The 21,642-nt window shown below is 55.0% G+C and carries 16 protein-coding genes; 11 read left to right on the forward strand and 5 right to left on the reverse strand.

Annotation, left to right across the window (positions count from 1 at the left end; translation table 11 throughout):
• Window positions 1-607: 607 nt before the first annotated feature.
• From SV7mr_RS11360 to arsA, 3 genes are all read left to right on the forward strand, one after another.
• On the forward strand, window positions 608-937 hold the full coding sequence (locus tag SV7mr_RS11360) for an ArsR/SmtB family transcription factor (protein WP_145272053.1): 330 nt from the start codon (window positions 608-610) through the stop codon (window positions 935-937).
• Between the two features lie 79 nt (window positions 938-1,016).
• A complete protein-coding gene (arsD, locus tag SV7mr_RS11365; protein WP_145272055.1) occupies window positions 1,017-1,412 on the forward strand; it encodes an arsenite efflux transporter metallochaperone ArsD in 396 nt (131 codons plus the stop codon).
• A gap of 219 nt (window positions 1,413-1,631) precedes the next feature.
• Entirely contained in the window at window positions 1,632-3,404 is a 1,773-nt protein-coding gene (gene arsA, locus SV7mr_RS11370; RefSeq protein ID WP_145272057.1) for an arsenical pump-driving ATPase, read from the forward strand.
• Between the two features lie 149 nt (window positions 3,405-3,553).
• Here arsA and SV7mr_RS25305 read toward each other — a convergent pair whose 3' ends face one another.
• Together SV7mr_RS25305 and SV7mr_RS11375 are read right to left on the reverse strand one after the other, a co-directional pair.
• A complete protein-coding gene (locus SV7mr_RS25305) occupies window positions 3,554-3,724 on the reverse strand; it encodes a hypothetical protein (protein ID WP_419188403.1) in 171 nt (56 codons plus the stop codon).
• A gap of 141 nt (window positions 3,725-3,865) precedes the next feature.
• Window positions 3,866-5,062, reverse strand: a complete 1,197-nt coding sequence (locus SV7mr_RS11375; protein WP_145272060.1) for a DUF1559 domain-containing protein — start codon at window positions 5,060-5,062, stop codon at window positions 3,866-3,868.
• Between the two features lie 602 nt (window positions 5,063-5,664).
• Here SV7mr_RS11375 and SV7mr_RS11380 point away from each other — a divergent pair.
• The 5 genes from SV7mr_RS11380 (at window position 5,665) to SV7mr_RS11400 (ending at window position 16,487) form a co-directional block, all read left to right on the forward strand.
• A complete protein-coding gene (locus SV7mr_RS11380) occupies window positions 5,665-8,022 on the forward strand; it encodes a prolyl oligopeptidase family serine peptidase (protein WP_145272062.1) in 2,358 nt (785 codons plus the stop codon).
• A gap of 35 nt (window positions 8,023-8,057) precedes the next feature.
• Entirely contained in the window at window positions 8,058-10,517 is a 2,460-nt protein-coding gene (locus SV7mr_RS11385; protein ID WP_145272064.1) for a hypothetical protein, read from the forward strand.
• Window positions 10,518-10,903: 386 nt separating this feature from the next.
• A complete protein-coding gene (locus tag SV7mr_RS11390; protein ID WP_145272065.1) occupies window positions 10,904-13,333 on the forward strand; it encodes a PSD1 and planctomycete cytochrome C domain-containing protein in 2,430 nt (809 codons plus the stop codon).
• Window positions 13,334-13,344: 11 nt separating this feature from the next.
• Window positions 13,345-14,799, forward strand: a complete 1,455-nt coding sequence (locus SV7mr_RS11395; RefSeq protein WP_419188404.1) for a DUF1501 domain-containing protein — start codon at window positions 13,345-13,347, stop codon at window positions 14,797-14,799.
• Window positions 14,800-15,044: 245 nt separating this feature from the next.
• Window positions 15,045-16,487 carry a sulfatase family protein gene (locus SV7mr_RS11400; protein WP_145272069.1) on the forward strand — a complete coding sequence of 481 codons (1,443 nt, stop codon included), beginning with the start codon at window positions 15,045-15,047 and terminating at the stop codon, window positions 16,485-16,487.
• Window positions 16,488-16,544: 57 nt separating this feature from the next.
• Here SV7mr_RS11400 and SV7mr_RS11405 read toward each other — a convergent pair whose 3' ends face one another.
• On the reverse strand, window positions 16,545-16,772 hold the full coding sequence (locus SV7mr_RS11405; RefSeq protein WP_145272071.1) for a SlyX family protein: 228 nt from the start codon (window positions 16,770-16,772) through the stop codon (window positions 16,545-16,547).
• A gap of 176 nt (window positions 16,773-16,948) precedes the next feature.
• On the opposite strand from SV7mr_RS11405, the gene SV7mr_RS11410 reads away from it, so the two are divergent.
• Complete coding sequence (locus tag SV7mr_RS11410; protein WP_145272073.1) at window positions 16,949-18,067, forward strand: pyridoxal-phosphate-dependent aminotransferase family protein; 1,119 nt, start codon at window positions 16,949-16,951, stop codon at window positions 18,065-18,067.
• Between the two features lie 686 nt (window positions 18,068-18,753).
• On the opposite strand, the gene SV7mr_RS11415 is transcribed toward SV7mr_RS11410, so the two are convergent.
• Window positions 18,754-19,470, reverse strand: coding sequence for a 7-carboxy-7-deazaguanine synthase QueE (locus SV7mr_RS11415; RefSeq protein WP_419188405.1), 717 nt, complete (start codon window positions 19,468-19,470; stop codon window positions 18,754-18,756).
• A 149-nt stretch (window positions 19,471-19,619) separates the two neighbouring features.
• Here SV7mr_RS11415 and queF point away from each other — a divergent pair, with 149 nt between their 5' ends.
• Window positions 19,620-19,985 carry a preQ(1) synthase gene (queF, locus tag SV7mr_RS11420; RefSeq protein ID WP_145272075.1) on the forward strand — a complete coding sequence of 122 codons (366 nt, stop codon included), beginning with the start codon at window positions 19,620-19,622 and terminating at the stop codon, window positions 19,983-19,985.
• A gap of 106 nt (window positions 19,986-20,091) precedes the next feature.
• Entirely contained in the window at window positions 20,092-21,105 is a 1,014-nt protein-coding gene (locus tag SV7mr_RS11425; protein ID WP_145272078.1) for a sugar phosphate isomerase/epimerase family protein, read from the forward strand.
• Between the two features lie 136 nt (window positions 21,106-21,241).
• Here SV7mr_RS11425 and SV7mr_RS11430 read toward each other — a convergent pair.
• Window positions 21,242-21,642: transposase (locus SV7mr_RS11430; RefSeq protein ID WP_145278342.1), on the reverse strand; the 401-nt coding region annotated here is incomplete at its 5' end.

Consider the following 21,642-nt stretch of genomic DNA (forward strand, 5'->3'; position numbering starts at 1 on the left):
CTGACGCAGTGCTCGCACTTGCGCAGTTCCCTACCAAATTTCTCCAATCCGGACCGAATGCCCGAACGCCGCAGGTGTTCCACAGCGCACCTTTGGTTTAGCTGTTTGTCCCCGGGCAGGAAGATAATCGCCTGGTGTCGGTCCGGTCATTCGGCGTCGGTTGGTCCTGTCACGGAACAGGGAGAACACAGAGTTTCCTCCGTGATTTCTGCTCCTCTGTGTGTGTTAATTTTTCGACTTTAGAATTTTGAGACGGCGTGACGAACGTTGATTGATCAATCGTTCCATTGGCAGTATGCCAGCACACGCTATTCGTCGAAGCGAGTTCTTAATGATTGCGTCTCCTGTCAGTTGTGGTGAAATCGGGAATGAACCACGAAGGACTTGAAGAGCGCGAGGGTGGGAGTTGTGAACGACTGAGCCCATTTGAACGCGTTGCCATTCGGCCTCAATTGGCCGGCTTTGACTATTTTCTTGTTTTTCTTGCGGCCTTGGCTGTTCGTTGCCGCGATGCTATTATCGTTAATCGGCGATTGGCGATGAAGGCGATTGTTTAGTACCGACGACGTTGTGGCGTTGCTGATCGTTGACTGAATTGAGGAGTGACATGACTAAAGCGGTTTCTAAGCGGCCTTCGAAGGCCCTGATTCATCAAGACAATGATCAACTCGCTGGAATGGCCTGGGGCATCGCACACCCTGTACGTGTGCAGATTTTGCAAATTCTTTGCACGGGCGATTGCTGTGGATGCGGGCAGATTGTGGATTGCTTGCCGTTGGCTCAGTCGACGGTCTCGCAGCATTTGAAAATTCTTTGTAAAAGCGGTTTGGTGAAAGCTGAACAACAGGGGAACCGGACGATCTATTCAGTCGATCGCGATCAACTTGAACGCCTGAAGACGTTGGTGCAAACATTCGACCAAGTTTGTGTCTGTTAGGACGCGAACCATTGTCAACCAAAAACAGTGACGCGACCGGATGGACGTGTCTAGGATTGTTAATCACGGAGAAAAAAAGATGAGTGAAATCAGTATTTATGACCGCCCCATGTGTTGCTCCACCGGTGTGTGTGGTCCAAGTGTTGACCCGGTTTTGCCGCGTTTTGCGGGTGATCTACAGTGGTTACAAGATCAGGGGCATCACGTGAACCGGTTCAATCTCTCGCACACGCCGGCCGCGTTTGCAGCCAATGATGTGGTGACACAGTTGATCGAAAAAGAGGGCACCGAGGTCCTGCCGATCGTGATGATTGATGGCAACATCGTTAGCAAGGCCGACTATCCCAGTCGGGACGAACTGGTCAAGTTGATCGACGCGGTCGCACCTGCGTCGGGCGGCGATCAGCCTGCCACACGCCCTGCCCTGCCAGTTTCTGGTGGTGGATGCTGCGGTGGTCAGTCCGGTTGCTGCTAAGAGGCAGTGCACATGGATTCGCTTGGCGTGGAGTGTCCGCCCAGGCGACGAAGTCGGTTCGTTGATCCAGTTCAGTGGGCAACGGACTCGGTTTGGGGCAAGGATTGGAAACGCGTTTGCGTCGGTGTTTTGCTACGGATGGTGAGTGGAGGTCGGTCTCGGTTTCAAAGTGGGTGTCGGGACGCATGAAGAGTGAAAGAACGAAACGAGGGCAGAGAAATGCTATTTGAACATGCAACAAGGAATTTATTTTTCACAGGAAAGGGCGGCGTTGGGAAAACGACCACCGCCTGTGCGACGGCTGTGCAGTTAGCCATAGCTGGCAAACGCGTCCTGCTGGTCTCCACTGATCCCGCGTCCAACTTGGACGAAGTCCTGTCGACACCGTTGGGGACGGAGCCGACCTCTGTTCGGGGTTTGCCAACGCTGTTCGCGATGAACATCGATCCAGAGGCCGCTGCTGCGGAGTATCGCGAACGAATGGTTGGTCCCTATCGCGGCGTGTTGCCCGACGTCGCGGTCGCAAGTATGGAAGAGCAGTTCTCTGGTTCTTGTACTGTGGAGATCGCCGCCTTCGATCAGTTCGCGCAATTGCTGGGCGAGCCTTCGACCACACAGGACTACGATCATGTGATTTTTGACACCGCACCCACAGGGCACACGCTGCGACTGTTGACCTTACCGTCGGCTTGGTCTGAGTTCTTGGAAGAGAACACCTCGGGTACCAGTTGCGTCGGTCCCTTGGCTGGACTTCAGAAGCAGCAAGCCGTTTATGCTCAGACAGCCGAAGCGCTGCGTCAAGCTCAGACAACGACGTTGGTGCTTGTCAGTCGCCCAGAGACTTCTGCGCTTGCTGAAGCTGGCAAGACTGCTGATGAGCTTCGGGAACTAGGCGTGGAGAATCAACACCTGATTATCAACGGCCTGTTTGAGGCGACGGATGTCAATGATCCTGTTGCTTTGGCCATGCAGAAACGCGGTCAATCAGCGATCGCCGAGATGCCGGAATCTCTGCAAAGCCTGAAGCAAAGACAGATTCCGCTCTCGGCGCGTGCGGTGATGGGCATTGATGCCTTGGCACAACTGGGCAGCGCCGAGGAGTCGGTCCAACCGACGTCCGATGGAGAACTGCCAACGAGTGATCTTCCAGCCAGCTTTGGTCCGCTGATCGATCAGTTGTCAGCCAAGTCGAAGGGCGTGGTGCTGGCGATGGGCAAAGGCGGTGTTGGAAAAACCACCGTGGCTTGTGCCGTGGCGGTTGAACTTGCACAGCGCGGACATGCAGTGCGTCTAACGACGACCGATCCGGCGGCTCACGTCGCGGCCACTTTGGCTCAGGACGCGTTACCGAATCTAACGGTGGGCCGCATCGATCCCGGTGAAGAGACTGAAAAGTATCGGAACGAGGTTCGCGCGGCAGCAGGTGATGGCTTGGATGAACAGGGACGGGCATTGCTCGAAGAGGACCTGCGTTCGCCGTGCACCGAGGAGATTGCTGTGTTTCGGGCCTTTGCCGACGCGGTCGCCGAGGGCGAGGACGGGTTTGTTGTTCTTGACACCGCTCCCACCGGACACACGATCTTGTTACTCGATTCAGCGCTGGCCTTTCACAAGGAAGTCAGTCGACAGACCAGTCAGGTGAGTGACTCTGTTGAAAACCTTTTGCCCCGACTGCGCGATCCCGAGTTTACCAATGTCTTGGTGGTCACGCTGCCGGAAGCGACTCCGGTGCATGAGGCGGCAGCCTTGCAAGAGGATTTGCTGCGTGCTGGAATCAAGCCCACGGCATGGGTGGTCAATCAAAGTCTGCTGCCGTTAACGGTTCACGATCCAATCCTGAAACAACGGCAATTGGGTGAGAGGAAATACGTGGATGAAGCCGTCGAACAGAGCGATCATCGCACGCACTTGATCCCCTGGTTGATTGAGCCACCGACTGGCCTGGAAGGTTTGCGTCAAGTGGCTGAGTCCTCCAACCCAGCGTGTTGTTAAACGCAATCGGCTGAAGTTCTGAGGGTCATGGATTTCGGTCGAGACTTCCTAGGGCATTAAAAAACTCCTTGCTGGCAGAATGGCCAACAAGGAGTTTCGACACTTGTCTTGAAGTGATCCGCAACAAGGCGGCTATCGAACGCGGGCGACTACTCCGACGTTTCGTCCTCGGCCATGCCAGGATCCGTCATGGATCCGGGGTCGGTCGCTGCAGCGGGATCTTCCGTTTGCTGGATCACTGTGTTCTTCTTTTCTGAGCAGCCAACCGTAACGGCCATCACAACAGGTAGCACTAAAAGCGCCATCAAAATCTTCTTCATTGTTTCCTATCAAAACAGGAGTGAGTGAGGCACGGCACCGCCATGACTCGAATGGAAAAATTGCATGGTTTACGCGTCACGCGGTCAAGCAACGATTGGATCGTTAACTGGCTTCCGCGTGACCTTCCTGACACGAGAAGATCAGTTAAAGTCTTCTTGGATGGTTTCGCGTCCGTTCTTGGTTCCCAGTGAACCCCAAAGACCGTAAGGGCTTTCTGAACCGACCGTTGAAGGACCGGTGCCGTTGAGCCATACGTTTTGAATGGTTTGGTCACCCGCTTCGATGGAGTCCGTGATGAAGGTCACGGCGCCATCTGCCAACAGGATGTGAGCTCCACCGGAGTGGCGGCTGCTCATGGTTGCATTGCCGGGTGAATCAATACCAGAAGTGTCGCCGCCTTGCAGACAAAGCTCTTTGTTGGGTGGACGGATGGTGTTGCACTCGGTGTACACAGTGACAGCGTGAGCCCAACGCATGCCACGACCTTGAGCGGCACCCGGTAATTGTGGAGCGGTACCACCGTCTGAACCATTGGACCAGAACTGAGGGCGTTCTGGGCTCAGTTGAGCCTCGCAGATCAAAGGGTTGTTGCGAACCGCGTTTCCGCCGTTTCGCCACGAAGCCAGTGTTCGGGCATCTCGGTCACCCAAGTCAGTGGCGATTTCACCACAGATGATCGTGTTGGAAGTACCGTCAAGAATGTCTCGCATTCTTGAGGTGGTGCGAGGAACAAAGACACCGCGGTTGGCGGCGTTCGCTCGGTTGACAACCCAAGTTTGAGTCGGACGTCGGATCGCGCCTTGCGAAATTTGGACCTTGCCATTGTTCATGAAGTCGACGGAGTCACCCATGCAAGCTGCATAGTTGGTTCGTCCGAAGGCAGGAAGACCGCTACCAGGGTCACTGGGGCAACGGAGTGCTGGAATCTCAGTTACCCACGGCTCGTAGGCACCAATCCATCCGGCTGGCCCCATCGCTGGGTACTGAACGCCATTGTAAATGCTGGGGTTGCGAATCTTTTCCCATAACGGTTGCTGCTCCATGTAAGGAAGCAAGCCAACAAAAATCGAGAGATCAAGACGATTGTTCATGTTCGCTGGCGTATTGCCATCAGACCAAGTTCCGCCCTGCTCGGTAGGAAGTTGTTTGAAGGCAGTTTCATAGTTGTGAAGAGCGAGTCCAATTTGGTGGAAGTTATTTCCACAACTCATTCTTCGCGCTGCTTCTCGAGCAGCTTGGACGGCTGGCAATAACAGGCCAACCAGAATTCCGATAATGGCGATTACCACCAAGAGTTCGACAAGCGTAAATGCTTGACGCTGTTGCTTAGAAAACATCTAAATAAGACCTCGGACATTAAAAAAGAAGAGAGTTCGAAGTGCAGACTTCCGTGTGCTCCACACATTCAAAAGGGGAATGGTAGTTAAACTTCAGCTTCAGGAAAGGCCTGATGGTGTGCCGGCCCCCCGCTTATTCGCTGAGTTTGCGGTAAATACTTCCCCGCTACTGGTGGATTACGTGAGTTTACTGATCCAGTGCAGCTTCGGCTGACGATCTTTCCACAGCAGGGGGATTCCAACACGCTAGTTGGGGTCTGCCGGACCGAATGCATCAAAATGGACCAGCCGGCATAGACTGTGAAAGAACCGCCCGCATAACCGGAAACCTGACCGAGACCTCCATAAACGCATGTTTGGTCTCCGACCACCGCACCTGCTTTTGGGGATTTTCGCTCGCGATGCTTGGGGCAATCATCGTCAATGCCGCTACCATTGGGCTTCTATCATTCAGGCAGGGACGGTTCAAAACCAGCCTCGGTTTCAAGCGATTTTCCTCGATCCCTTCAGGCGGCGTGCTTGGGTAGTGAAAACCACTTGGCTACAGTTGCTAAGCTATCACTTGCCTTACCCACTTGAGTCTTCGATCTGAGAGACCCCCGATGCGGACGATTTGTACTTCGTTGATCCCGCCTTTCGTGTTCCCTTCCCGTTTGCTTCCGCTGTTCGCGGCGGCCTTGGGTTTGCTGTGTTTGACTGGTCAATCCGCGTGGAGTCAACAGTCGCTGACGCCCAAGCGAGTGCAGCCGCGCACACTGAATCAGCGTTTGGACGTGCGTTGGACAGACGACACACATTTCACGTTCACGAAGCAACTGCCAGGCGGTGGTCGTCAGGTCATCGTGGTGAACGCTGAAACGGGCGAAAGCAACCCTCAGGAGGCCGCGAGCGTTCGCAATCAGAAGAATGAATTTATTGGCGGGCCGATAGCACGTTCTGAATCCTCTCCGGCGGAGATCAATATCACGATCGAGAATCAAAGTGATTCCACGGTCGAACTGTTTTGGGTGGACCTCTCCGGCGGGACTCGGTCTTATGGCGTTTTAGAACCAGGGAAGAAGCGTCGCCAACAGACCTTTAGCGGGCATGCCTGGATGGCCAAGTCTCGGGAAGGCAAGTACTTTGGCAGCATGGTTGCCGAGCAAAGCGATCGCCCCTTCGTTATCCGACAGGAGTACCCCAATCCCAAGCAGCGTCCTTCGCAGCCGAGTCCGCGTCGCGGGCGTCCCGAGCAACGTCCTGCCCCAACAGTCGAGTCTCGCTTGCAAGGCAACGTGTTGCAAGTTCGGGACCGGGCAACCGACCAAGCGTGGCAGACCTTGTCGGTGGACATGGACTCGCAACAGCGCCTAACACGTGCCGCTTTGTCACCCGATGGCAGCGTTTTGATTGCTTGGTTGCAGACTCAACATCGCCCGCAAGACGTGGTCACGATCGAATCATCGCCCGCGCGTGGCGGACGTGCAGTCGAGCATCGTGCCTCGTACCGCCTGCCTGGTGATCCCTATGACGAGTATCGCCTGGTGGCATTCAATACCAAGACCGGCCAAGCACTTGAGCACCAGCTGCCCGTGCTTGATTTTGGTGGTCCCAGAGTGCATTGGTTCAATGGCAATCAATTGGCGATTTCCAAAATTGATCGCGGACATCAGCGTTTCCGCCTGTTTCGTCTAGATCTCTTGTCTGGCAAACAGGATGTGCTGATCGACGAGCAAACTGACACCTTTATTTGGACCATGCATGGACCGCTAGTGCCGCTGCTGACGTATCTCAAGGATTCCGATCGAGTCATCTATTCCAGCGAGGTCAGCGGTTATCGGCATCTCTACATGGTTGACCTGGACAAGACTGATGATTGGCAAGCCCATCCCATTACACGTGGCAATTGGTTGGTGCGACAGATTATCGACATTGACGAACCAGCGGGGACCCTCGATCTAATGGCTGGTGGCTATTACCCCAATCAGGACCCTTACTTTAAGCACTTGGTGCGCGTCCAACTCGATGGCTCGGAATCGATTCCGGTGACCGATGGGGATGGAGATCATCAAGTGGCTTTCTCTCCTGATAAGCGATTTGTGATCGATAGTTACAGTCGGCTTGACTTACCGCCCGTCCATGAACTCCGGCGCACGAAGGACGGTCAACTGGTCTGTCCATTGGTAAGTGCCGAGCGTCTTGCCGACGGGGAGAGTGACTTCGCCAAGCCGCGCGTTTTCCATTGCGTCGGCCGTGACAAGCAGACTGAGATCTGGGGCACCCTTCATTTTCCAGCGGACTTCGATCAGAAAGCCAAGGCCAAGTACCCCATCATCGAAGCGATTTACGCTGGGCCTCACGGTTCCCATGTGCCCAAGCGGTATTCGAACTCAGCGCGGTTCACCGATTTGACGGATCTTGGATTTGTTGTGGTGCAAATCGATGGCATGGGCACCGCCAATCGGTCCAAAGCCTTTCACGATGTCTGCTGGCACAATTTAAAAGACGCGGGGTTCCCCGATCGCATCGCTTGGATCCAAGCCGCAGCCAAAGTGTACCCAGCACTGGATGTGGACCGTGTGGGAATCTATGGCACCTCCGCTGGCGGACAAAACGCCTGCGGTGCCGTTTTGTTTCATGGGGATTTTTACAAAGCCGCCTACGCATCCTGTGGTTGTCATGACAACCGCATGGACAAGGCCTCTTGGAATGAGCAGTGGATGGGCTATCCCGTTGGGCCTCACTATGCCGAAAGCAGTAACATTGACAACGCAGCCAAGCTGACCGGAAAGCTGTTCTTGGTTGTCGGGGAACTGGACAAAAACGTCCCGCCAGAGTCAACCTATCGCCTGGTAGATGCCTTGATTCAAGCGGACAAGGATTTCGAATTCCTCATGATTCCCGGACTCGGCCACAGTGATGGCGGGAGATACGGAAAGCGACGCATGCGAGAGTTCTTTGTTAAGCATCTGACGCCTTGAATTGATAACGCAGCTTGTAAACGGATTCCCTCTTGATGTTGTATCGATCAATCGTGCCGTCGATTGTCAATCGGTTCGCCGGGCCTCGCTGGGGCACGGCGTTGGTTGTCATGCTTGCGCTGGCCTGGTCAGCGCCGCGAGTGCAGGCCCGTGATACGTGGCGCCCGCCTGCAACTGATTCGGTCGATCGTAACTTAGTCGATGCCCTGATCGAACGTTCGCAGCTGGATGCTGCACAGGCCCTGTGCCAACGCATGCAGGCGAGAGCCATGAAAGGGTCACTGGATGACGCTCGCTGGGCGGCGATGTTGGTCGAAGTGCTGACGCAGCGGCAGGTCGATCGGCTTTTCTCGGGAACCGAATCTTTGCAACAGCGAATTGAGAACGCCGTTGCGATCAGTGTTCAGCCCGTTGGCCAGCAAATCGCTGCGGACCCGCCTCCAGGGGCTGCTTTGTCGGTCTTTCTAAAGGCGGCAGAAATCAAGTCACGTCAGCGCATCTTGGCAGCGGCGATTGTCGCCAAATCCATCGCCGCGGAAAATCAGCAGGACACTGATCGTTTGGTCAAACAATTTTCGCGATTGCAGCGTGACACGGATCTACTGGTCAAAGAAATCAAACCGCTATGGGCCAACGCCGCCAGTGGCACCGTTTCGCAGGGCAGCGGATTCCAGCCCACTGCGTCACAACTCAAGAGTCTTGAGAATCAGTTGCGACTCAGCCAGCTCGCCACTTCGGTGTTGCAAACTGAAGTCTTTGATCCTCAATCAGCGGATTATCGCAGCCTCGCAACCAACGCGGCGGTGCAGGCGAAGCGACTTCTGCAACAGTTGCCAGACGACGCTGCCGCAAAGCCCGTGGCCCAGCGCTGGTTGGCTGAAGCGGAACTCCGGAGCGGCAATCTGGTGGAGGCCGAGCAGCTCACCAGTTCCCCGAAAGTCAGTGGCAATGAGTCTGAGCAATACGCCTGGGACGCACTTCGCATTCGCCTGTTGCTGGCCAAAAATGAGTTGGGTGCCGCCGAGCGACTCGACCAACAGTTGCGTTTCGGGGCGAGCAAATCCGTGGCTTCTAAGGTGTTGGACTTCGCCTCCTTGCAGGTCCGGTTGGCTCAGCAACCGGTCGACCAAACTCAAGTAGTGGCTTGGATCGGGACGATCGGATCTCGTTACGGTGACTTCGCCCGGCGACGTGCCGAAGCCATCGTGTTGCGCGAGATGAAAGACGCAAAACTGATCACGCCGACCCAGCCCAACATGAACTCCAGCGCTGCGCTGGTGGTCGTTCAAGCAGAAGACTGGTTGCGGCGCGGGGACGTTCAGCAGGCGGCCTCGCTATTGCAAAACGCCGCAGAAATTGAGCCCGATTCGGCCATGGCGTTGCAGTATGCCGGCAAAGCGGCTGCCGCATGGATGCGAGCGGATCAGCCCAGCAAAGCAGCCTTGGTGTTGAGTCGTGTCTCCCAGCGGCATCAATCCGACCCAGGAGCGAGTTCGGCTCAACTGCAGGCCGCGCTGATCGTCTCCAAAGCACTCGCCGAAAAGTCCACTGACGGCATCAGCATTGAGACCCTGATTGGGTACCTGCAGGATGTATATCAGCAATGGCCACAGTCATCACAAGCGGTGACGGCAATGAACTGGTTGGTCAAAATTCACAATGCGTCGGGCCACGACAAGCTTGCCGGCGAAGAAATATTGCAACTGGTCGTGCTAAGTAAACGACCGGAGCTTGTTCAGCCAACGGCCACGCAGTGGTTGCAGGCTTGTTCAGTCGGCAAGGCAACGCAGGCGGATCTTGATTCCCTGGCACAAACACTTATCGAGCTGGCAAGAAAGGATGACCAGTTGAAGCGGCCGGTTTACGAGGTGGCTGGGCGGCTTTTCAATTTACAAGCGTTGGAAACCATCGTGGCGATCTGTGGTCCGGAGGTGACGCCTCCGGTGGAAAACGCTGCCCATCAACTGGCGACGTTTCGATTGCAGGAGGCTGCGTCACTGAATGCCAACACCATTCCCGCTGCCTTGCAGAACTCGGTCGCCATGCGCTTGATGCTTGATGGTATCGAACGCCCGGCGATCCGCAAACGAAATGCAGCGGTGCTCAGTGAGTTCTCGTTGGATGACGCGTGGCAGAAAGCCGTCGTGCAGTTTTGGCTGCAACCGGGAAAGGCAAGTGCCGACGCGTTGGCAGGTGTGACGTTAAAACAACCAGCCGGTCCGTTGTTGGAAAACCTTCTCCTGCAAACCAAGCAGATTCTCTCTGGCGATCGCTCCGCGGCTGCGGTTCAAGCGGCTGTCGAGCTCTTCGAACGGCACTCTCTGGGCATGAAACGCGGCAGTGCTGCGTGGTACAATGCCAAGCTTCATGCAATGGAGTTGTTGGACGCTCTGGGACAGCAGGACGAAGCGTCCAAGCGGGCCAAGTACATTCTCTTGACTGTCCCACCCAAGGAAAATGCGCTGCGACAACGTTTGCAGCACTTTGCAAAGTGAGCATGGAATCGCAGTTCAAGGCAACGGGCTCGCGTGTTCTGTCGGCTCAGCGCTAGACGATTGGCTTTCAACCGCTAGCGATTGGGGCGGGCTTTTGGCGGATCGGCGAGGATAAGTTGACGCTTTCAAGGCAAGCGACATGATCCATTTCCGGCAAAGTTTCCATTTCAGAATGCCTGTGGAATATTGCTCAGGAGTTTTGAACTTAATCTCATTGGAATTGGTGGCGTAATCGTCGATGATTACAAAGTAACGTTGCGTCGAACCCGCTTAAGCGGGCTCACCGAGCTATAATGAGACGTCAGCCATTGCAGCGCTGAAATGCTCGCTTTGAAGCTCGACCTTGGTGCCCTTCCCTCCTGCTGCTCCTTTCGGCAACATTCACGATGAAGCTCGTTTTCCACCCCCTGCTGCTGTTCGGTCTCCTGGTTGCTGTCAATCTGCCAAACGCGGCGACTGCTGCTGAGAACGAAATTGATTTTCAAAAGCAGATTCAGCCGCTGTTGGCCAAGCACTGTTATGCGTGCCACGGTCCCGACGAGGCAGAATCGGGACTTAGTTTTGCTGATAAAGACTCAGCCTTTGCTGAAGCGGATTCCGGCGATCACGCCATTGTCGCCGGTGATGTCGATAGCAGTCTGTTGATCGCTCGGATTCTGAGTGACGATGAAGGTGAGCAAATGCCACCTGAAGGCGATCGTCTGAGCAAAGAGCAAATTGAGTTGCTTAGCAAATGGATTGAGCAAGGTGCCAACTGGAAGAATCACTGGGGCTTTGAGCCACTGAGTGATCCCGCTCCGCCCGTCGTTGAAGCGGTCCAGTGGCAGTCCAATGGCATTGACGCATTCGTTTATCAAGGCCTTCATCGGGCGGGAATGAAACCCAACGCTCCTGCCTCCAAGCAGGCCTTGATTCGACGTCTGTATTACAGCCTGACCGGATTGCCACCGACGGCGGAACAGGTCCAAAGCTTTGTCAACGATCAGTCTCCCGATGCCTACCAGCAGCGCGTCAACGACCTGCTGGCTGCACCTCAATACGGTGAACATTGGGGACGGCACTGGTTGGATTTGGTGCACTTTGCGGAAACCAACTCCTATGAGCGCGATGGTCCCAAGCCGAACGCTTGGAAGTATCGCGACTACGTGATTCGCAGCTTCAACGATGACAAACCTTATGATCAATTCGTCCGCGAACAACTGGCCGGTGATGAACTGGAAGAGGTCACTGTTGACACATTGACCGCGACCGGTTTCTATCGACTGGGGATTTGGGATGATGAACCGGCCGACGGACTGCAAGCGAAGTTTGATGGCTTTGACGACATCATCACCACCACTGGTCAGGTGTTCTTGGGCCTGACCTTGAACTGTGCTCGTTGTCACGATCACAAAATCGACCCGATTCCTCAGACGGATTACTACAGCTATCTTTCCTTCTTCCAGGACCTGACCCCATATGGAGTGCGAGGCAATGGAACGGGCTTTAACCAGATTGATGTGACATCGGATGAGGTCAAGGCGGCTTATCGAGCCAACGACGCCAAGCGAGTCGAACTGGAGAAACTGATTCGCGAGATCGAGCAAGCCGGAATTGCGAAGATGTCCGCTCCCGATCAACGTGCGACCGAAGGGCCACGTCGAGACCGGCAGCGTGTGCTGAAAGCCAAATTGAAAGACAACTTGGACGGCGATCAATGGACGCGGTACAACGACTTAAAGCAACAGTTTACGGCAAATGCTGAAGCGGCTAAGAAGTTGCCGGCTCGAGAACAGGTTTTAGGCGTCGCTCGGTACGAACGAGTCGACAAGCCCATGAATGTGCTGTTCCGAGGCAGTCCGCATTCGCCTGCGGATGAGGTACAGCCCCGTTTCCCCGAGCTCTTTGACGCAGCCAATCCTGAATTTCCGCAACGCGAATCGACGACCGAACAATCCACCGGACGGCGCACGGTGCTCGCCGACTGGATCACCAGTGACGACAACCGCTTGACGGCTCGAGTGATGGTCAATCGCATTTGGCAATTTCACTTCGGACGCGGCATCGTTCGCAGCAGCAACAACTTTGGTCAATTGGGGACGCCGCCGACGCACCCCGAGCTGCTTGACTACCTGGCCAATCGGTTTATCGAATCCGACTACAGTGTCAAAGCGATGCATCGGCTGATCCTCAATAGCAAGACCTACCAGATGTCGTCGCGGGGCACTGATGCTGGCATGGCGGCCGATCCCAACAACGACTTGTTGTGGCGGTTCGATCCGCGCCGTTTGAGCTCTGAAGAGGTGCGAGATTCGATGTTGGCCGCCAGCGGTTCATTGAATTTGAAATCCTATGGGCCAAGCATTTATCCAAAGCTTTCCCGTGAGGCGATGTCGGGGCAATCGCGACCCGGTAGTGGCTGGGGCAATTCCAGTCCCGAAGATCAGAACCGTCGCAGCGTTTACATTTACGTCAAGCGATCGTTGCTGACCCCCTTGTTGTCGGCCTTTGATTTTCCCGATCCGGATGTCACGTGCGAAGGTCGTTTCATGACCTTGCAGCCTTCCCAAGCGCTGTCGCTGCTCAATGGCGAATTCGCTCATCAGCAAGCCGTCCGCATGCGTCAGACCTACGGCGGCGAAGGCGTTAGCGATGAAGCGTTTGTCAAAGCGACCATTCGTGGTGCGATTTCGCGCGACGCAGAACCTGCGGAAGTCAGCGATGGAGTGGCATTCATTCAAAAATTGCAGCAGACGCACGGTGTGTCTGCCGAGAAGGCAAAGGATCTGTATTGCCTGAGCGTGTTGAACTGGAACGAGTTTCTGTTTGTGGATTGATGAGAAGTCAAATGAAACCTAAAAAACGAAATTTTTGTGGTCGCACGCGTCGCGAGTTCCTGTGGCAAGGCGGTTGTGGATTCGGTGCTGCCGCTCTGTCATCGATGCTGGCCAAAGACAATGTGTTGTCGGCGGCTGATAATCAGCCCGGTTCGCTTAACCCGTTAGCGGCAAAACTGCCACATTTCGCTCCCAAAGCCAAAAGCGTCATCTTCCTGTTCATGTACGGCGGTCCAAGCCACATGGACACGTTTGATTACAAGCCCAAGATGACGGGCATGGACGGCAAGACCGTTGACGTCAAAACCTTTGGTCGCGGTGGCAAACGAACCGGTGGCCGAATTGTTGAGCCGCGTTGGAAATTTTCCCAGCATGGTGAATGCGGCAAATGGGTCAGTTCGCTGTTTCCCAATTTAGCCAATCATGTTGACGACATCGCTTTCCTGCATTCGATGACGGCTGACTCTCCTATTCACGGTTCGGCGATGCTGATGATGAATAGCGGAAAGATCCTCTCGGGCAGCCCCGCACTTGGATCGTGGGTTAACTACGGTCTTGGTTCCGAGAATGAGAACTTGCCCGGCTATGTTGTGATGCTGGATCCCAAAGCGGGACCGATTAGCGGAGCGAAGAACTGGAGCAGCGGTTACATGCCCGCCAGCTATGCAGGCACGGTTTTCCGTGGCCAGGGTTCCCCAATTTTGAATCTGAGTCGTCCCGATGGCGTTTCCGAAGCCATGCAGCGCGAAATGATCGACTCGATTCAATCCGCTAACCAACGGCATATGGAATCGCGAGTGCACAATAGTGATTTGGCTTCTCGAATCGCCAGCTATGAACTCGCCTACAAGATGCAATCTGCGGCGCCAGAGTCCGTTGACTTGGCCGATGAGGACGAGAAGACCAAACAGCTCTACGGCATCGACAATCCCGAGACCAATGACTTTGGAACACGCTGCCTGATCGCTCGGCGGCTTGTCGATCGTGGCGTCCGATTCATTCAGCTCTACAGTGGTGGCGCGCACAACGATGATAACTGGGACGCACACGGTGACCTGGAACTGAACCACAACCGCCATGCTGGCCGCACTGATCTGCCGATCGCTGGTCTGCTTAAGGATCTCAAGCAACGCGGGATGTTGGACGAGACCTTGGTGGTCTGGGGCGGCGAGTTTGGCCGTCAGCCTACGGCAGAATACGCCAAAGGCAGCGGGCGCGACCATAATTCGTACGGCTTCACGATGTGGATGGCCGGTGGGGGCATCAAAGGCGGTGTCTCCTATGGTACCACCGATGAACTGGGAGCGGCCGCCGTTGAGAAACCTCTGCATGTTAAAAACCTGCACGCAACGGTCTTGCAGTTGATGGGACTTGATCCGAACAACCTGTCGTACTTCTTTAGCGGACTTGACCAGAAACTGGTCGGCGTTGAACACGTCGAACCGATCCGCGAGATCATGGCCTAAATCAATTCGGGCACCCTCCGGTTGGTGCGTGTGTGCAAGCACAGCACGTTACGGTTTGCTGGTGCATGCAAGCACGGCACACGACATCGGTCGTTTCATTCGGTTACAATAGTCCGGTCTTTCTTGTGCCGTCGCCAGCGCTTCGTGCTTGTTGCCTCGATGCTCGCAACCTGCATCATCTGTGGTGCGGCGCGTCTGTTTGTCGCTCGACAACGTCTCTTCTCTTTTGCAACTGGTGGCGATTCATGACTCGGTTTTACCTGACGCTGGTTACTGTTTGTGCTCTTGGTTTGTTCTCGGTTGTCAGTGTGTCCAAGGCAGACGCCGCTGATGCGGAGCGGCCCAATGTCTTGATCATCATGGCTGATGATTGCACGTACAACGATTTGCCAGTCTATGGCGGTCAGAATGCAAAGACTCCGCACATCGATCGCTTGGCCAGCGAAGGGCTGGTGTTTAACCGAGCCTTTCTTGCTGAGGCAATGTGCCAGCCCTGCCGTGCGGAACTGTATTCCGGTTTGTATCCCATGACCAACGGATGCGCTTGGAATCATTCGGCCAGCCATGCGGACATTGATTCCATGCCCGACTACTTGGGTTCTGCAGGTTATCGCGTCGGTATTGCCGGGAAAGTGCATGTTCAGCCAAAACAAGCCTTCCCCTTTGAAATGGTTCAGGGATTTGACAAATCCTGTGTGCGTTCACCAACCAATGAGCACGATCTGGGGGCCGTTGGCGAGTTCATCGGTCGCGACAGTCAACCGTTCTGCTTGGTGGTTGCCTTGGTTGAGCCTCATGTGCCTTGGGTGATGGGCGACGCCTCGCAGTATCCACCAGGCAAGCTGAAGCTGCCGCCAAACATTGCCGACACGGACACCACTCGAGATGCGTTCAGTCGTTACTTGGCAGAAATTACCTACATGGACTCTCAAGTGGGCGAACTGCTGATGGCGCTTGATGAATCGGGGAAGGACCGTGAGACCTTGGTCCTGTTCACTTCCGAACAGGGATCGCAGTTTCCAGGCAACAAATGGACCAACTACAACACGGGCGTGCACACCGCCTTGATCGCCCGCTGGCCAGGCATCGTCCCGGCTGGAAAGCGTACCGAGGCGTTGGTTCAGTATGCAGACGTGCTGCCAACCCTGACTGACTTGGCTGGAATCCGGTTCATTCGAAACCCATTTGACGGTTCCAGTTTTTCCGGAGTGCTACTGGGTAAGCAGCCGCAACATCGCAACTACGTTTTCGGGGTCCACAACAATATCCCCGAAGGTCCCTCGTATCCGATTCGATCGATCACCGACGGCCGGTATCACTTGGTGAAGAACCTGTCCCCGGAAAATCTGTACATCGAAAAGCACCTGATGGGGATTCGCGGCGATGGAAAGCTAAACAACCGCTATTGGCAATCGTGGGTTTTCGATAGTTTTCAAAACGAGAAAGCGTTGCGATTGATTCAGCGTTACCAACGACGACCGGCAGTGGAACTTTACGATTTACAAGCCGATCCGTATGAGATGACGAACCTTGCCGAACGCAGTGAGATGAGTGATAAGCGCGCCGAGCTCAGCGAGGAACTGGATCGCTGGCTCAACGCACAGGCGGACCCCGGAGTGGATCAAGACACTGCCCGGGCTCACAAAGCCGCTAAGCAAGGCAATCACTTGTATCGTCCCAAACGCTGAGAGGCTTTGGAATCGCCGGTGGAGGGTGCGTTTCCTGCTGGGGATCGCTTGGCCGATTCAATAATGCGGCGGCCGTTCCGCCAATGGATCACGCTCGTCGGAGTGTGACATGTCCAATGACGATTTCAAGTCATTGAATCGATTGTCCCATTTCTTGATCTGTTTCATTGCTTTGTCCAGCACCAACGCCTGCTCGGTGACCACTTCATTCAGTTGGTCACACAGTCGTTGCATGTGAGCTAATTCGATTTCCAAATCGGCAATGCGTTCCGCGTCAGTTTTCATCTTCGTTCTTTTTCTAGAGCGTCGTGTCTGATGCTTATCTTAGGCTAGCGAGTGTTTTTCATCGACCGCTAGGTTGGCGGACTCTGATGCGATAAAATGGACCTCTAGAGAACGATTCCCCGCAGCGTGCCTGGAACGCTGATTCTATCGCATTTTCATCGAATATCGGCTGGATCATGTCTGAAAACCTATTTGACGCTCTGAACCCTCGTGAACGCTTGCTGATGGGCCCCGGGCCGAGCACCGTGCCAGCTCGCATTCTGAAAGCGATTGGCTCGCCGACGTTGGGCCATCTGGATCCACAGTATATCGAATACATGGATCAGACCTGCGAAATGATCCGGCGTGTCTATCAGACCCAGAACCCGCTGACCTTTCCTGTTTCGGGAACGGGAATGGCGGGGATGGAGACCGTGGTTTCCAATTTGCTGGAACAGGGTGACGAAGCGATTGTGATGATCAACGGCGTCTTCGGCGGCCGCATGAAGGACATGATGCAACGCTGCGGAGCCACGGTGCATACCGTTGAAGTTCCCTGGGGGGATACCTTCACGCTGCAGCATTTTGAGGACGCTGTCAAACAGTTTCCCGCTGCAAAAATGCTGGCCGTCGTTCATGCGGAAACGTCTACCGGTGCCCTTCAAGATTTAGCGGGCGTTGGCGACGTGGTGCATCAAGCCGGCATGTTGCTTGCTGTCGATGCGGTGACTTCAATCGGTGGGCACGATCTTCAAGTGGACCAATGGGGCATCGATGCGATCTATTCTGGGACGCAGAAATGCTTGGCCTGCCCTCCTGGATTGTCGCCCGTTTCGTTCTCGGCCAAAGCGATCGAGGTGATCGAGGCACGCAAAGCACCGTGTCAGAGCTGGTATCTCGATGTCTCGATGCTGAAGAATTACTATACCGGCAGCGGCGGGCGAGCCTATCATCACACCGCACCGATCAACATGGTGTACGCGCTGCGAGAGGCATTGCAGATCGTTTTGGAAGAAGGCCTTGAGCAGCGTTTTGAACGCCACCGGCAAATGCATCTCTTGTTGCGCAAGGGGCTGGAGGAACTTGGCCTGCAGTACATTCCTAAACAGAGTCTGCATACATTGAATTGTGTCTCCGTCCCCGACGTGATTGATGAAGCCAAAGTGCGTCAGCGATTGCTCCACGAGTTTGACATCGAGATCGGTGGCGGTTTGGGAGTGTTTGCTGGCAAAGCATGGCGCATCGGCCTGATGGGGCATTCGGCGACGGAAAAGAACGTCACCACCCTGCTGGCCGCGCTGAAGAAGTGCCTGTAGCGGTCGCCATCCCATCAGGCGTTTTGGCGATGCCGTGGTTTGTTGGCAGCGGGAGGCGCCCTGGCGACATAGCGTTCTGGCCTTCACAATAGCCAACTGCTGAACGAGCTCTGTTTCGGCGTTTTCTTGCCTTGAACTTGATGCCTTGATGACCACTGGACCGACCATGTCTATTGTCCTTGTTTTGCTTGCCTCTGTTGTGCTTTTGCTGATCTTGCTGCTGCCGATCATTGCGGTGGCGGTGCGGAGTGGCAAGTCTCAGTGTTCGCGCTGCGATCAACGACGTTCGAAATCGGTCTTGATAAAAGGGAATCGCGGCACATGGCTGTGCCAGGACTGTCTGCTTGAATTGGGCGAACGGGTTCGCCACCTGCTCCGCACAGAGTCTGCTTAGCCATCGTCAGCGACCGACGATGGCAACCCTTATCGGGCACCGTCGACGCAAGTCGCTTGTGTGCTTTGTCACAGCGATCGATTAGCCGGCATCACCATCCAAGGCGCGATGGTGTGCCAAGACTGTGTTCAACACGGCTAGCCCATCAGCCGTGTTGGCGTTGCCAACCGCTTGACACTAACCTCGCTTAGGCTGAACTCTCCCGCACGCGGGAGAGTTCAGGAAACGAATGGTCAGCCGTTTGGTTTTTGCGTTTCCGCTGGCTCGGTTGTTGGGCAAGCACGGGCGAGACCTAGGTGCCGCGGCGGTTTCCGTACCAGCGAATTTGCATGCGATCGCAGTAGTGATAGCCGACTTGCTCGGTCCATGGTTGAAGCCATGGCAGGGCTGCATCGAGGTCGTCGATCGAGACGCCTTGTGGCATGATAAAGACATTGCTGGGGTGAACCTCCAGCTGCTCAACCAGTGATTGAATTTCGTCAAACTGTGAGCGATCGCTGACCACGAACTTCAGTTGATGATCCTTGGCGGTCTCAATCAGGTAGCGCATGGTGTTCAATGGCATGCGTCGTTGCTCATGCAATTGATGCCAACGCGGATGCTGTTTGGCATCCGGAGCACTGGAGGCAAGTTTGGGGCTGAGTGACAGCAGATCACAGGGCAGCTCTCGCTGGATTGTGCCAGCGGTTTCCAGAGTCACGTGGAATCCGGCTTGGTGAAACAGATGGCAGAGGGGTTCGATCGCGGCTCCCAGCAACGGTTCGCCGCCCGTCAGGACAACATGCCGGTGAGATGCAGGTTTGTCCGCAAAGACCGCCTGAGCATCCTGGACCAGTGATTCGATGGATTGCCGTTGTCCGGTGGGTTGCCAAGATGCGTAAGGTGTGTCACAGAACCAGCAACGCAGGTTACAGCCGCTGGTGCGGATGAAGAAACTCTCTTGTCCGGTCAGTTTGCCTTCGCCCTGGCGGCTGGAGAACGTCTCGCTGATGAACAGTGATTGAGACACCGTCGGCAGTCCGCTGCTGTTTGGTGGTTGCACAGGATCAGCGATTGCCGGAACCGGGGCCGTTGAGTTACCCTCTTCGGGGCTTGCGGGACTGGTAGATTTCGACCGAACCTGCAACACTTGTATTTTTCCCTGAGGAGAGCCTAGACGTGAGCGAGAGCGACAAATTCAGCGACATTCTGGAAGTCTTTGAGAACCCCAACACGTCGCGTGATTTTACGATCATACACCATTGCCCTGAGTTCACTTCGGTCTGTCCCAAAACGGGCCAACCGGACTTCGGCAAGATCATCTTCACTTACGTGCCCGACCAGAAGTGCGTCGAGCTAAAAAGTTTGAAAATGTACCTGCAACGGTTCCGAAACGAAGGAATCTTCTACGAGGCGATCACAAACCGAATCATGGACGACTTTTTGGCCGTTGTACAGCCGAAAAGTGCCACGGTGGAGAGTCAATGGACACCACGCGGCGGGCTGCACAGCAACATTGTTGTCCAGTTTCCGACCGAATCCTGATCCCAGCTCCCCAGAATCTTTGTCGATCCCCCGTTGATTCGACGCCGAGAATCGGTCACTCTGAGCGAAGTACACGGTTTATTTCCTCAGTTTTTCGATACTTACGATGTCTGATCAGGTTCCTGTTCTTTTGACTGGCTTCGCCGATGAAGCCGCCAACGATAAAACGGCCGTCCAGCAGTACAGTGCCTTCGCTGCATTAGGGCTCCGTTACTACAGTATCCGCTTTATTGACGCAGGAAATGGCATCAAGAATGTCATGCAGCTCGATGACGCCGAGATCCAGTCGCTGGTCAAAATGCAGTCGGATTATGGACTGAAAGTCAGCAGCATTGGTTCGCCAATCGGCAAAGTCAAATTGCTGGATGTGGACGACGGAAGCGGCAACCGATTCGTTCCTTTCAAGCAATACCTGGCCGAAGACGTTCAAACAGCATGCGATCGCGCCGAAGCCTTCGGTGCCAAGCTGATTCGAGGATTCGCGTTTTATCATCCCAAGGGCACGCCAGCAGAAGAGCATCTGGATCAGGTTTGTGACCAGCTCGGACAGATCGCCGAAGCCTGTGACAAACGCGGCCTGACGTTCGGATTGGAAGTCGAAGCGAACCTTGTCGGGCAAACCGGACCTCTGCTGGCGCAAATTGCCGAAAAGGTCAACCACCCGGCGATGCTGACGATTTTTGATGGCGCCAATATCGTTACCCAAGGTTTCACCGCCGACGAAACCTACGCTCAGTACCTGGACATGAAACCCAGCATGGGCTGGTTGCACATCAAGGATTATCACGATCCGTCTCCCACGGGCCGAATCACTCACGTCGATGAAGCCAGCTTGGCGAATTTTGTTCCTGCCGATCAAGGTGATTGCGGGCACGAAGCAATCCTGCGTGATCTGAAAGGATTCATGCCGACCGTGCATGAACGGATGACAGCCCGGGGTGCCGATGGTGTGTTCATGGATTTGGAGCCGCACGTGAAAGGTGGCGGTCAATTCGGTGGATTTAGCGGTCCCGATGGTTTTGGTGTCGCCCTGCGTGGTCTGTGTCGCGTGCTGGATTACGTCGGCATTCCCCATGATTTAAGGAACTTTGGCGATATCGAAGCATTGAAAGGCAAATAGTGCCCATCAGCTGGTTGGCGTTGCCAACCACTTCACCCTCACCTCGCTTAGGCTCGACTCTCCCGCCAGCGGGAGAGTGCAGTCAACGGTTCGTTCAACAATACCCTCCCGCTTGCGGGAGCGGCTGTGTTAGATGTCAAGCGTTTTGTGGATTTTCCCATGCTGTATTTGTTTTGACCATTGTGTTGAGTGTGATGAGGATTTTGCGCATGCATGCGGTAATAACGACCTTTGGAGGCTTGCCTTGTTCGGCCAGTCTCTTGGAAAAGGCTGCGATCGCTGGGTTGTATCGGCGAGCACTCAGTGCGGCCATGTAGAGCGCCGATCGCACTGATCCACGGCCTCCAAAAATCGAACGCTTGCCTCGCATCTGCCCGCTGTCCCGGTTGAACGGTGCTAGTCCAACGAGCGAGGCTTTTTCCTGTCGGTTCAGGTCGCCAAGCTCTGGTAACTCTGCAATGATCGTTGCTGATGTCACATCGCCGATACCAGGCATCGTCCCAAGTAATTCGGCGCGATGCTTCCAGTCATCATCAG

The organism is Stieleria bergensis, assembly GCA_007745635.1.
In the GTDB taxonomy this organism is placed as follows: Bacteria; Planctomycetota; Planctomycetia; order Pirellulales; family Pirellulaceae; genus Stieleria; species Stieleria bergensis.

Coding starts and splice junctions, on each gene's coding strand:
- SV7mr_RS11425 (WP_145272078.1), top strand. CDS start 20,092: ATGTCTGATCAGGTTCCTGTTCTTTTGACTGGCTTCGCCGATGAAGCC.
- arsD (WP_145272055.1), top strand. CDS start 1,017: ATGAGTGAAATCAGTATTTATGACCGCCCCATGTGTTGCTCCACCGGT.
- arsA (WP_145272057.1), top strand. CDS start 1,632: ATGCTATTTGAACATGCAACAAGGAATTTATTTTTCACAGGAAAGGGC.
- SV7mr_RS11410 (WP_145272073.1), top strand. CDS start 16,949: ATGTCTGAAAACCTATTTGACGCTCTGAACCCTCGTGAACGCTTGCTG.
- SV7mr_RS11405 (WP_145272071.1), bottom strand. CDS start 16,772: ATGAAAACTGACGCGGAACGCATTGCCGATTTGGAAATCGAATTAGCT.
- SV7mr_RS25305 (WP_419188403.1), bottom strand. CDS start 3,724: ATGAAGAAGATTTTGATGGCGCTTTTAGTGCTACCTGTTGTGATGGCC.
- SV7mr_RS11400 (WP_145272069.1), top strand. CDS start 15,045: ATGACTCGGTTTTACCTGACGCTGGTTACTGTTTGTGCTCTTGGTTTG.
- SV7mr_RS11360 (WP_145272053.1), top strand. CDS start 608: ATGACTAAAGCGGTTTCTAAGCGGCCTTCGAAGGCCCTGATTCATCAA.
- SV7mr_RS11385 (WP_145272064.1), top strand. CDS start 8,058: ATGTTGTATCGATCAATCGTGCCGTCGATTGTCAATCGGTTCGCCGGG.
- SV7mr_RS11380 (WP_145272062.1), top strand. CDS start 5,665: ATGCGGACGATTTGTACTTCGTTGATCCCGCCTTTCGTGTTCCCTTCC.
- SV7mr_RS11390 (WP_145272065.1), top strand. CDS start 10,904: ATGAAGCTCGTTTTCCACCCCCTGCTGCTGTTCGGTCTCCTGGTTGCT.
- SV7mr_RS11375 (WP_145272060.1), bottom strand. CDS start 5,062: ATGTTTTCTAAGCAACAGCGTCAAGCATTTACGCTTGTCGAACTCTTG.
- SV7mr_RS11395 (WP_419188404.1), top strand. CDS start 13,345: ATGAAACCTAAAAAACGAAATTTTTGTGGTCGCACGCGTCGCGAGTTC.